The organism is Shewanella sp. 38A_GOM-205m, assembly GCF_000518445.1.
Taxonomy (GTDB): domain Bacteria; phylum Pseudomonadota; class Gammaproteobacteria; order Enterobacterales; family Shewanellaceae; genus Shewanella; species Shewanella algae.
The window spans coordinates 51,096-64,220 of record NZ_JADP01000001.1 but is presented as its reverse complement, the minus strand read 5'-3'; the positions used below and the strand labels follow the sequence as shown (position 1 = coordinate 64,220).

The 13,125-nt window shown below is 54.2% G+C and carries 7 protein-coding genes; 1 reads left to right on the top strand and 6 read right to left on the bottom strand.

All coding sequences use genetic code 11. The features are described from left to right. Positions 1 to 461: 461 nt before the first annotated feature. From nagX to N512_RS0100240, 5 genes are all read right to left on the bottom strand, one after another. Complete coding sequence (nagX, locus tag N512_RS0100260) at positions 462 to 1,607, bottom strand: transmembrane glucosamine N-acetyltransferase NagX (RefSeq protein WP_051472570.1); 1,146 nt, start codon at positions 1,605 to 1,607, stop codon at positions 462 to 464. 92 nt (positions 1,608 to 1,699) lie between these two features. Beyond that, positions 1,700 to 2,845 carry an N-acetylglucosamine-6-phosphate deacetylase gene (nagA, locus tag N512_RS0100255; RefSeq protein ID WP_028779007.1) on the bottom strand — a complete coding sequence of 382 codons (1,146 nt, stop codon included), beginning with the start codon at positions 2,843 to 2,845 and terminating at the stop codon, positions 1,700 to 1,702. Between the two features lie 49 nt (positions 2,846 to 2,894). Then, entirely contained in the window at positions 2,895 to 3,893 is a 999-nt protein-coding gene (gene nagB-II, locus N512_RS0100250) for a glucosamine-6-phosphate deaminase NagB-II (RefSeq protein WP_028779006.1), read from the bottom strand. Then, positions 3,890 to 4,837 carry an N-acetylglucosamine kinase gene (gene nagK / locus N512_RS21865; RefSeq protein ID WP_051472569.1) on the bottom strand — a complete coding sequence of 316 codons (948 nt, stop codon included), beginning with the start codon at positions 4,835 to 4,837 and terminating at the stop codon, positions 3,890 to 3,892. Before nagK ends, nagB-II begins: the two co-directional genes overlap by 4 nt. A 361-nt stretch (positions 4,838 to 5,198) precedes the next feature. After that, positions 5,199 to 7,901, bottom strand: a complete 2,703-nt coding sequence (locus N512_RS0100240; protein WP_028779005.1) for a family 20 glycosylhydrolase — start codon at positions 7,899 to 7,901, stop codon at positions 5,199 to 5,201. Positions 7,902 to 8,525: 624 nt separating this feature from the next. Between N512_RS0100240 and N512_RS0100230 the strand changes: the two genes are divergently transcribed. Continuing rightward, entirely contained in the window at positions 8,526 to 9,212 is a 687-nt protein-coding gene (locus N512_RS0100230; RefSeq protein WP_028779003.1) for a SapC family protein, read from the top strand. A gap of 979 nt (positions 9,213 to 10,191) precedes the next feature. Here N512_RS0100230 and N512_RS0100225 read toward each other — a convergent pair. Further along, complete coding sequence (locus N512_RS0100225; RefSeq protein WP_028779002.1) at positions 10,192 to 12,825, bottom strand: TonB-dependent receptor; 2,634 nt, start codon at positions 12,823 to 12,825, stop codon at positions 10,192 to 10,194. Positions 12,826 to 13,125: the final 300 nt, after the last annotated feature.

Genomic DNA, 13,125 nt, shown 5'->3' with positions numbered 1-13,125 from the left:
TGTTTGGCAACCAAATTTATCGGCGCCCCATCCATCTTGAGTGGTGTTTAACGCTTGAAACCTTGATGCCGCGGCAGCTTTATACACGGCTTTGTTTCAATAAAGTTACGTCATAATAACAAAAAAGACAACGCTGTCATTAATTTTAAACCAGGCAGATGTCGCTTGTTCGCCTCACTTAGGCAAGCTAAGGAAGGTGCGAATAAGTCCTCGTGGCACTCTGGCTTGCACAGCAATTGGCGTTCAAGGCATCTGACTGAAGGCATGCCGGGGCCTGTCAAAGTCGGATAACGCAGAGAGCCGGTTGCTGTGAAAGCCCCAAAGGGCGTGGCTTACAGACCTGTCTGCTGTGTTGTGCTTCTTGTAAAGGACTAAGCCATTTGCGGCGAACCACGCCTTGCATCCAGGCCTGTAAGCCGACGCAGAGCACACATGGGGCTTGTTCGAACCTTCCCTAAGCCTCAAACCCGAATAAACAACTGCCTGCGATACATCCACCAGAGCAGCAACCATTGCACCCCGAGCATGGCCAATACACCAAGCAGTGGCTGCCAGTTCTCGGGGGCGCTATTGATAAAACCGCCAAGCAGACTTTCGCTGCTATAGCGCCACTGAACCAGACTGGAAGCGAGATAGATGATGATGGCGTTGCAACCAATCACCACAAAGGGGAAACCCAACCAACGCAGCCCAAGCACATCGATAACGGCGTAGAACAGCGCCAGCAGCAACAGACTCCAGCCGCTGCTCACCAGCACAAAACTGCTGGTCCAGAGATCCTTATTAACCGGGATCAGAGGATTAAGCAGCCAGCCAAGCCCCAAACAAACAAGCCCGGCCAAACACAGCAAACCTACCCTGCCCCAGGCTGAAAGACTTTGCTGCTGCAAAAAGCGGCCCACAAACACACCGGCCAAAGCATTGACCACTGCGGGAAGGGTCGATAACAGGCCTTCCGGATCATAAGGCTTATGTTGGTAGCTGATCCCGGGCAGGAAATGACTGTCTACCCAGGCGTTGATGGAACCGGCGGCGCTAAAGTCCCCGGCACTGCCGCCCGGGACCGGTAGCCACAGCTGCACCATGGCGTATCCCAGCAGGATAGCGACAGCAGCATAGATCTGGGTTCTGAGCCCTGTGTGCCACACCAGCATGGCGGCAAAAAACCAGGCGAAGGCGATACGTCCCAAGACGCTGGCATAGCGTATCTCATCCAGGGCAGCCGGCATGCCCGTCCCCCAGCCGTGATTGTAGAGCACGCCAAAAAACAGCAGTAAAGCCAAACGCTTAACTGCGTGCTTATATTTTGGAAGTCGCTCGGCCAACGCCAACTTGTCCAGACGCTTGGGAGACAAACCCAGGGCAACGCCGGAGAGGAAGATAAACAGCGGGAAGATAAGATCGTAGAAGGTAAAACCATGCCAACTGCTGTGGTGCATCTGGCCATCGAACCAACGCCAGCCACTCCAAGTAGTCAGCAGCAAGAGGGCGGCAAACAGCGCTTCACCGCCGAGGATCCAGAACATGTCAAAGCCCCGTAGCGCATCGAGCGACATCAGCCTGGGCTTGTTGGCGGTCTCAGTTGCCGCCGCTATCTTTTCAGTCATAGGGCTTCCCTGTTGTTATTATCTTTATCCGGGTAAAAGCTGCACTGCTTATGTGAAGAGGGTTAATCGCGTTCTTGGCGCAACGGCTTATTTCAGCGCACTCTTTCCTCGGCGGCGTAAACCAATTGACCGCCGATATAGGTGCTTTGCACCTTGAGTTCATTATCGAGCACCAGAAAATCGGCACGTTTGCCCGCAGCCAAGTGGCCTTGCTGCTCGAGTCCAAGAAATGCCGCCGGATACTCGCTCGCCATCCGTATGGATTCTTCAACACTGAGCCCCAGTAGAGAGACAGCGTTTCGCACCGCGGTATTCATATCCAGCACACATCCGGCCAACTCTCCTGTGATGGCGTTGAGTCTGTCGCCCTGGCGCAGCACCTGCTGGCCAAAGAGCTCAAAACTGGCATCTTGATCCAACCCCACAGGTGGCATGGCGTCCGTCACCAAGAGCATCTTGCCTTTGGCCTTGGCGCGGATGGCCACCTTGGCTGCGGCAGGATGCACATGGTGACCATCGACGATAAGGCCACACCAACTGGCCTCGTCCTCTATGGCGGCACCCACCATACCCGGTGCTCTGGAGCCCAAGGGCGACATGGCGTTATAGAGGTGAGTAAAACCGCTGGCACCGGCCGCCAGGGCCAAACGCACGGTATCATAGTCGGCATTGGAGTGACCAAGACAAACACGGACACCTGCCTCGACCAAGGCACTGATAACCTCTGGCGCCACATTTTCCGGCGCCAGGGTCACCAAACGAACACCCAAGTCCTGACGGCTGAACAATGCCAGCTCGGCATCGGAAATTCGGCGGATATACTGCTGTGGATGCACGCCTTTCTTCGGCACAGACAAGTGCGGCCCCTCAAAATGTATCCCCAAAACCCCTGTGCTTTGCCTGGCTATCGCCTCGGCCACCGCATCGGCTGCGCGGTTCATCACTTCGATTCTGTCGCTGATCAGGGTCGGCAAAAAGCCTGTGGTGCCGAACCTGGCGTGGGCCCGGCCTATGGTTGCGATACACTCGAGTGTAGGCTCGCCGTTAAACAGCGCGCCGCCACCGCCATTGACCTGCACATCGATAAACCCGGGTACGACCAGGCCTTGCAGGCGAATAGCATCTGAACCTGCCGCAGAGCCCAAGGCCTGCAGATTGCCGTTCTCCACGGCAAAGCTCAGATTGTGATGATATTGCCTGCCATCGAACAAGCGCTCGGCGATAAAGGTTTGCGTCATTCTCTGCTCTCCACTGCGTTGTCCCGTTTAGGCACGTCGGCCACTTTAATCAAAGGGTTTGGGTGACTTTCTTAAGCCCGGCCGGTTGATCCGGATCTATGCCTCTGGCTATGGCCACAGCGGCCACATCGATATAAAAACGCTGCAGCAATGCCAGAGGCGCGACTCTGGGATGAACCTCATTGGCGGTTTGCTTGAGGTGAACCAACTCAGCGCCGCGGCGCCCGACTTCGGCTATCTGCTCAAGATGGCTGGCATAGGATTCATCGGCCACACAGACATCGACTATTTTGAGGTGGTTCTCCACCAGGGTCACAGGGCCGTGAAGAAATTCGGCGCTGGAGAAGGCCTCGGCATGGATAGCACAGACCTCCTTGAGTTTGAGCGCTATCTCTTTACTGATGGCATAACCCAGTCCTCGTCCCAGCACTACCAGATTGTTGCTGTGCTGCAAAGATTCGGCAGTCAGTTGAGGTTCTGCATCCACAGCCGCCTGCAGCGCCTGGGGCAATTCATCTATGGCGCGGGCCAACCCAGGGCTCTGGGTCCAGGCTGCGGCCAGTTGCAGCAGCGCCGACAGGGTAGCCAAATAGCTCTTGGTGGCGGCCACCGCCTGCTCCTCTCCGGCGCGAAGCGGCAATACAAGATCGACTATGTCCTTGATAGGTGCAGTTTCATCATTGACCAGCGCCACGCAAAAGGCACCGGCTTCGCGGGCCATCTTGGCCTGGGCCAGAATATCCGGGCTGCGTCCCGACTGAGAGATGACTATCACCAGACCACCGGCCAACTGCAAGCGCTTGCCATAGACACTGGCCACCGAAGGCGCGGCGGCAAAAGTAGGCACACCGGCCTCTATTTCAAACAGATACTTGGCAAATACCCCGGCGTGATCAGAAGAGCCGCGCCCCACAATCATCACAAACTTGGGAGCAAACTCGCGCAGCCGCTGCCCCAGTTCTAGGGCTAACCGGTCATTGGCCTGCAACTGGTTGGCAATCTTCTCGGGAGCACTGCGAGCCTCGCGCTCCATTATGGTATGGGTCATGGTTTCACCTTTGCTAAGTCGTATGCGCCGGCATCGGCCGGACAGGCTGAAAATTGCGAGTGTTGGTGCATGGCAAAGTGCACGGCACCGATTTCCGGTGGCGCCAACACGGGGGCGATTCGTTCGACCACATCGTCGGCCAGCCAGGGCCTGAGCGGCTCGGCCAGGCCGCCTATCATGGCAAATCGCGGCGGATTGAGTTCAAACAGGCGCCGTGCCAACCGGCTGATATAGTCGGCACCTTCGCTGACAATAGCGGTGGCGGTATCATCGCCCTCGGCCGCACAGGACAGCACTATTCTCGCCAGGGCGGCATAACAACTGGAGGAGCGTCCGGCAAGGTTTTCCACTATCCCCAGGGCATCGGTCACCCCGAAATGGGCCAGCAGTTTGGCGCCAAGGGCTGTTTGCGGCGCAAAACCATCGAGCGACAACAACACCTGCTCCGCGGCTTTCAAGCCCATCCAGGCGCCGCTGCCCTTATCGCCCAGAGCAAAGCCATGACCACCGAGAGACAATTGCCGCTCACCCACATGGGCATAACCACAGGAGCCAGTACCTGTGATGATGACGGCACCATCGTCCCCTTGGTGGGCGCCAATGCAGGCAGTATGCAGATCTGTGGTCAGGTACATGGCGGCAAAGGGATGCCTCCAATCGAGGATCTCCTGATAAAGCCTGGGAATATTGACACCGGCAAGCCCGAGACCGGCCACCATATTGGCGCAATCGGCTTGCCGCAGACCGGCATCGGCCAGGGCCAAACCTGTAGCACTTATGATGGAGTCGAAAGTTTGGCTCAGACCGTGCAAAGGATTGGCCCGACCGGCAACTCCGGTTCCCAGCACACCCTTTTGCCGGCAGTAGACGGTTGCCCGGCACTTACTGCCGCCGCCGTCTATCCCTATATACACTTGTGTATCCGGTGTCGGGTTTTCCCCCATGGCAGACCTCTTTCTGTTTCTTTTATGGTCACGGCGCAATCTGGCGCGGCGGAACACTGACAAATCGCTGCAGTAAGGCGCCTTTCAGGATTTACCCGGTGACATTCCACTGAGCGGACTCAAGTTAAAGCTATCGTTAACCATGTGGTTAAACTAATGTTACATCACAAATGACAGCGCTGTCATTTATTTTTAATCAGCAGAAATAAATCGACTCACGGCTGGGACTCAGGCTTCCTTAACCACTCTCAAACGCCACTCAAGCATTAAAAATAAGGCATTAAAAATAAGTCAGGCAGTAAGCTAAGACGTGGCTGGCGTTATCTGTTAACGTCAGCCCACATCCGTACCTGCTTAAAGACTAATTCAGTGGCTGAACCCGGCTATAGCGGCGGCCATCGGGCGAGACACTGCGAAGCTCAAGCGGCGCTGCAATTGCCACAGGGCCGCGATACTCCTGCCATTCAGCCCCTGGTAGGCGATATTGGATCTTGAGCCCGGGAAAGATGATATTGGCCTCAAGCTTGCCATCCTTGATTCTGCCGCCCGGCAGCGGCAAACGGTAATGCACCCCGGCCTTATCCAGCTTGGCCAGCTCCTTATGCCCCAGGATGTTGGCCAGTCGATGCCAATCCTCTGCCTGCGCCTGTCGCTCCTCGGCACCGAAGTGGCCGGAATCCTGGCTGTAACTTGCCCCCTGGTGCCGGTAAGCCAGTTCCCAGTCCGGCTTATGCCAGGTCTTTTCCGCCAAAACCAAGAGGCGAGGGAAAATCATATAAGCTGCGGTCGTGTCGCTGCGAATCGTCTCGCTCCAGAGTTGTCCCTGTAGGCCTATAAAGCCCCTGCCCGGCGCCATTGGGCCACTGAGACGCTTTCCTTGTGGGCTGAGTTGCTCTGTGTCATCAGCGACAAAAGGCCTGGCCTCAATATCGCCCCACTGCTCGGCATTGGCCGGCAGGTTATCCGGCATAAAGCTGTGTAACTTGCGACTGTTGCTGCTGCGACTGGCCCAGTAATAGCCGGGCTCTTTCGGATCGGCTGCCGGCGGCATATCGAAATAGAGTACTTCCGGGTTGGACAGCACAGTATCCCAGCCGAGATTGGCCTGGGCATGCGCCCGTTTGAAGCCGCCGTGGGCGACTATGTCCCAGATATTACTTTGCACCGGGCTCGGCATATTGGCCGGGTTGACGTGACTCATGCCATCGCTCCAACCGGCCGCCTCTATGCCGCGCTCAGCCAGCATCTGCGATACCCGCTCAATAAAGTAGGCGCCGAGGGCAGATTTGTCGGCCACCCGCTGCGAATTGGCCGCAATAAAGCGTTCACAGGCCGGCGAGTCGAGCCAGGCACCGGCGGTCTCATCGGCACCTATGTGGTAGCGCTTAAGCGGTACTCCGGCGGCCTGATGCAGCTTGGCAATTTCATCTATCACCTTGGCGACAAAGGTGTAACTGGACTCCATACAGACATTGAGCGTGTTGTCGTTGTAGTACTGAATGGAGCTGTAAACAGTGGTATCCTCGGGATCCGCCAGCAGATATTGGCTGGCGGCCTGACTGTCGCCCTGAGCCAATAGCTTGCGGCTACGGGCCTGCATCGATTTAATAGCGGCGCGGGAGTGCCCCGGCATATCCATCGACGGGATCACCTGGATCTGTCTTGCGGCGGCAAACTTGAGAATATCTATATAGTCCTGGGTCGTGTAGTACCCGTTGACCTGAGTCTCAGGATTGGGGCCACTGCCCAGTTGCGGCAGCAAACAGCGGTTTTCATCGAGATCGTGGCAGCGTTTGCTGCCAATCTCGGTCAGCTCCGGCAGACCGGGGATCTGCAGGCGCCAGCCTTCATCGTCGGCCATGTGCAAATGCAATACGTTGAGCTTATAGGCCGCCATCTGCTCCAGCAGGCTCAGCACAAACGCCTTGGAATGGAAGTTGCGGCCAACATCCAGATGCATACCACGAAACGGGTATCTGGGGCCATCTTGAATCCGCAGCTGTGGCAGTGCTATTGATTGGGTCTCATCGGCAGGCAACTGCAGCAAGGCTGCAAGACTCGCCAAGCCATAGGAGTAACCCGCGGCGTCTGCGGCGGCCAGGTTAATTCCGCCGGCCTCAATCTCGAGTCGATAGTGCTCGCTTTGCCCTCCCTCAAGTGGCAGCAAGTTAAGCGCCAATCCTTGTTCGCTCTGGCTGACACCCAACCTTTGTAGGCGCAAGAGCGCCGCCTCAAGTGATTGCAGCTCGACTCCGTTAGCTATGTGGCTCGGGTTAAGCTTAATCCCGGCATTGAGGGTGACAGGTGTTTGTTCAAGCCAAGTCACTGAATCCGGCTTAGGAATAAGGCTTGCCACCGCAAGGCCGGCATCATCGGGAGTATCGGCATTTTGGCCGAAGACAACATTGGCGGTATCCCAGGGCAGCTTATCCTGTGAGCTGCGGCGATATTGTTTCTCGGCATCCGTGTAAGGCTGCACATAGGGAAGCAACTCAAGCCCGGTATCCGGGTCTTGCTTAACTTCAGTGCTGGCGATGACCTCCGGCTTGAACCCCTCAACCACCATGTAATAGTTGGGCATGGCATCAATTTCCGACAGCTGCCACAGCTCACCGCGAAAATTGATGATTTCGCTGACACCCTTTTTGAAACCGCCGAAGGTGGCGGTTGGCGTCAGACGATGCAGATCGCCCTGAATATGCTCTATATGAAACTCAGGCGAGGCAACCGAGAGTACCGGACGCATCTGGCTAAAATAGATGGCCCAGTCAGAAGCGCTGAGATCTTCGCTCGGAGTCAGGCGAATTTGCGCCTGGAAACAGCGGCCTTCGGCACGGCTCGGGTCGCAGTTGTCATCCGGCACATTGGACAGCACGGCATATTTCAATTGCAAACTCTGGGCAAAGCTATGCAGCTTATTCTGAGTCAGATCTTCGTTCGAGGCTTTTGACGAAGAACCGGCTTGGCTCTGCCCAGGTTCAGTCCCGGTTGCCGGCGGCTTGTCAGAACAAGCCGTCAGCCCCAAGCTCAAGGCAATGGCTAACGCCGCGATAGTTAACTTCATTCCGTTACTCTCCTGTCCTTATTATTGTTTTCACCATGATGCCATATTCCCTGTCGACTCAAGCAGTGGCTGCCACCTCGACAAACTATGTTGAGTGACAACCGGGATAAAAAAATGGCCAGGTACTGAAATCAGCACCCAGCCCACTCTAGTTTCCGGGGAGAGACTACAGTATTGAAAACACAGTTGCGCAGCCGCCCGACAGATACTCAACTGTGGAAGGCATGTAAAGGAGACCTCATCCTCGACATGCAGACCTTACAAGACAACATGGCCATAGACACAATAGTCACACAAGCAATGACAACGCTGTCATCAATAAACATACACAAGTACAAACCTTATTTCTACATTTTTTTGACAATTTTTATTTTCCCAATCCCTCTTGAAAACAGCGCTTGCGAACATATTTTTAACAATGACATCCAGTTTGACCACTGTTAACATCCGCAGCATGCTTGGGGTCACAAGCCAATAAGTCTCAAGCTGAACTTTTTACTGGTTTGCGGTACTAATACAACCGAAGAAGCGGTTCTGGCCCCGATATTTCAGTGACGATTTATTTTCCGGTGCGTCAGTTGATTGGCTGACGGAACCTCAAATAACAACAAGGATAAAAAGACAATGACAGCACAATACGTCCCGCTCAACAACGGCGCACACAAGGCTCTGAAAGTCACTCCAGGCATAGATTTCAGCGAATTTGAGAAGCACCATATGTTGCCTTTGCTGGTGCAGGAATTTTTGCCTGCCGCCACCAGTTTCCCGATCATTTTCGCCAAGAACAGCCAAAGTGGAGAATTCCAGCCGGTTGCCATCACCTCTCTGAAGCCTGAGAGCAACTGCTTTATCAAGGACAACACCTGGACCCGACGTTACCTGCCAATGCAGTGCCGGATGCAACCTTTTGCCGCCGGAGACTCCAGCCAGGAAAATGTACTTATCGGTATCGATGTCAACAGCAAGCATGTCAGCGAAGACAAGGGCGAATCCCTGTTTACCGAAACCGGTGAGCAGACCGAATTCCTGAAAAACCGCATCGAATTTATCGGCAACCTGATTGAGTACCGTGAAATCACCAAGCAGTTCGTCAAGACCCTGACCAGCCATGAATTACTGCAACCCAAGACTCTGACAGTAACCAACAAACAGGGTGAAAAGAGCAATATAGATGGCCTCTATATCGTCGATGAGCAAAAGCTCAATGCCCTGAGCGATGAGGTTAAACTGGAATTTGCCAAGCGCGGCGTCTACTCACCGGTTTATGCTCACCTGTGTTCACTGAACCAAATCGACTTGCTGCTGGATTAATCCCAATACAGAGATCAGAAGGCTGCCTTGGCAGCCTTTTTATTGGCTCACTGTCTTACCTGTGCAAGGGGCCGCACTAGAAAGGGGAGTAGGTACAATTCTTCCCAAACAGAGTCATTGGAAGCTACAGATATACACATATATTTCTGGCACAGACGGAACTGTGACAGTCGAAAACAGGGCCGAATTTTGTTCCAGACAAATTCGGCATACACTCCATCCATGGAGATAAGGGACGTATTCACGCCGAGTCACAGGATCGCCTGTGCGAGAGGCCGTTCTCAGGCGCCCTGTCCTTCACGGCATTTGGGCTTCCTGCCCATCCGCACCGCAGGTGATTGGCAGCTGCTTAGCCAGAAGCTAAGACCTAGTTTATTGGTGAGTTTTGGCTTAAAGCCATGATAGCCGCTGTGCCAGCGGCCTAAAGTCGTGGTGTTCCACACCACACCGGCCAAGGGGCTTTGCTTGTCCAAAGCCCCTTGCATCCCCAAGGACACCCCGACGTAGCCGAAATCCCCGCGGGCTTATGAAACAAATTGACTACACTCAGGACTCGCATCCTTGCTCGACCTTCGAGCCTCGACATCCCTGTCTCGGCTACGCCAATTTGCAACAACGCCAGCGGCGGCTCCGAAGGGGGGAATTGGTGCAATTCTGTGAGAACTAACTTGTTTGAAGCTACCTATATGCCCACAGACATACGCCTATTTTCCAGGCACAGGCGGAACTGTGACCGTCGAAAACAGGGACGTTTTCGTCGAGGCTACAGGGACGTATTCACGCCGTGTCACAGTATCGCCTGTGCATAAGCCTGCGGCAGGCAATGAGAAACATCCATCGCCGGAGACCCAACCAATGCTATTTGGCTATTTTGAGCTGAAAGCTATGCTAGCCGCTGTACCAGCGGCCTAACATCGTGGTGCTGATGCAAAAAGCCGACCCTGGGGTCGGCTTTGGTATTGAAGATAAAGACCTGTACTTAGAAGCGCAGGGCTACACCTACTTTATATCTGGCTTCGCCTTCAAAGCTCCACACTGGGTAATCGGCCTTGAACTCGCTGATCACATCCTCTGCACTAATTGGGGAAACACCCGTCTGTATGCTGTCTTCTTCAGTGATGTTGACCGCTTCAAAGGTGATATCCAAATAGTCGGTTACCGAGTAGCTGGCACTGAGGTCCAAGGTCCCGTAAGACTCGTGCTGACGGTTACCGTAGAAGCCAGGCAGCTCGCGCATCATATACTCGGAGCGCCAGTTATAGGCCAGACGAGCGCTAAAGTCGTCCATCTCATAGTAACCTACCAGGTTGACGGTATGCTTGGATGAGTCAGAGAACACGCCCACACGATCAGGATAGTTTTCTGCCGGAGAGGATGCATCGGCAAAGGTGTAGTTCACTGAGTAACCCAAACCATTGTCGAAGGAGTCCTGCAGTTGCAGCTCGATACCATCTATGCTGCCGCCGTCGGCATTGTACTTCTCGCTCACAGTCCAGCAGTCATAGATACCTACGCCACAAGAACTTTCACCTTCGGTTACCAGGTTGGGATCTTCAATACCTATCTGCTGATTCAGCTTCTGTTTGGTGGTGATAAAAGAGCTGACATCCTTGATAAAGTAAGTGGCGGCAAACAGGCCCGAATCACTGAAGTACCACTCCAGACTCAAGTCGGCCTGGGTCGCCTTGAATGGTTCCAGCGCCACGCTGCCACGCACCAGCTTTTCATTAAAAGGTGTACCGTCGTTGTAACCCGGCAGGGTCGAGGTAGCAAACAGCTCGGCGTAGTTGGGGCGGGAGATCACCTGAGCGGCTGAGGCGCGCAGTATCACATCCTCGCTCAAGTCGAAGGCGATGTTAACACTCGGCAGTACATCGTTATAGCTGGACTTGTCTGTGCTCAGATCATCGGCGAACTGGCCCTGATCGTTCAGCGCGTAATAGTCAGACTCAATGTCGGTAGAGATATAACGGAAACCGAAGTTACCGCGGAATCCTTCCCCGGCAAAAGTAGCCATGGCGTACAGAGCCAGGTTCTCTTCCTGGATAGTGCCGTAACCAGACTTGTCGACGGTAAAGCCATCGATGGCCGCATAGGCATCGGCAATCATGGCATCAAATATCGGCTCAGGCAGAGTGAAACCGGCGCCGGATGACATGGTGCCATTGTAGTAGGCAGAAGCGTCCTTGGTCAGTACCTTGGCGTCATTGACTATCGCCGCATCTGTCATCTGGGTGACTTCATGATCGGCATAGCTCACACCTGTCTTGATGGCACTGATAGCGCCCCAGGCTACCGGGAAGTTGAAGTCCAACTGAGCGAAGGTTTCTTCATCCGTGTTGGGCTGCTTCTTCAGCGCCCAGCCGGCAGTGGCCAATGGGTCGTTAAAGTCACCGGCCTCAAAATACTTGTTGGCGATGTCGATGTTGATCTTGTCGCCGGTGGCGTCATAGATACCGGCAAAGTCAGCCGGGACACCGATTGAGTTGCCATAGTTGGCAGTCAAGTCGGTACCGCCCTCTGCTTCGGTGCGGCCTATGCGGCCTTCAACGGTGAAGTTATCCGCTTCATAGTTGAAGTTGAAATCCACTGTATCCGAGCTCATGCTCGCCTTACGGGCCCAGGTTTGTGCCCAGGCAAAACCGCCCTGATCGCTGTGATTTATCTTGGTACAAACGCCGGCGGCATTGACCTGTTCACAGGTGTAGTCACCTCGCTGAGTGGGAAACAGGAAGATGGAGGTGTTGGCGTTGTTGGCGTCCAGCTCCAGATTCATGTAGTTGAGCCCCAATTCCAGTCTGTCGGTGGGACGATACTGCAACACCAGGTTGATTGCGGTGCGCTCACGATCCTGTTGGAAGGTGGTTGGCACTATCTCACCCCAGCCAAGCAGGGTTTCAATGCCATTGCGCTGATAGTCCGTCTGGCTCCAGGAACCGGCCAGCAACACACCGAAGTTTTCATCTTCGTTTTTCCAGCTGTAGAGACCGGAGGCTTCAGGATCTATCTCTTCCGAGACGCTACCATAGTCCCCTTTGGCGCTCAGGAAAACCGAATTGGCATCCAAATCCAGCGGTTTGCGGGTGTTGATTATGACAGTGCCGCCTATGCCCCCTTCGGCAATATCGGCCTGGGAAGATTTGTAGACTTCAATCGAGCCCACCATCTCTGGCGGCAGCAAGGTGTAGTTGAAACTGCGGTCGATGGCCTGCTGATCGAACCAACCGGTAGAAGCTACCGAGTGGCCATTAAGCTGGGTACTGGTCAGCTGCGCCGAGGCGCCGCGGATAGAAACCTGTTGCCCCTGACCGAACTGGCGGTTAACGGCGACACCAGGAATACGTCCCAGAGACTCCCCCACATCACTGTCGGGGAATTTACCTATATCTTCTGAAGTTACCGCATCGACCACGGCATCTGAAAAACGCTTGGTATTGACCGAAGCCTTCATCGAGGCACGCATACCACGGACTTCAATTTTTTCAATATTGGCAGTTTCGTTGCTGTTGTTATCTGCTGCCTCGGCAGCCAGCGCGCCAACAGATACCACTCCCCCAAGGAGGATCGCGATATTTGCAGCGAGGGCAGTTTTCTTAAAGGTAGATGTTCGCATCTCGTTTCCCTTCCATCACTTTATTATCTTTTTTGTTGCCATAACCATTCCCTTCAAGAGAATGACAACGCTGTCATGTCTAAGGATAAACATTACACAATAATTAACAGTCTTGCCACAACAAAATAACGCCAGAGTGAATAAAAACTGTCATATTGCTGTGTTAATGGGAGAAAACAGATTTTTATTCTGGTCAAAAACTGTCCAGGCAGAAGTTTGTGTAACCAAGGGCGTTAACAATAGCGGGAAACGAATTTATATAATGGCCTAATCACTAAGGAAGTCGGATAACGCCGAAAG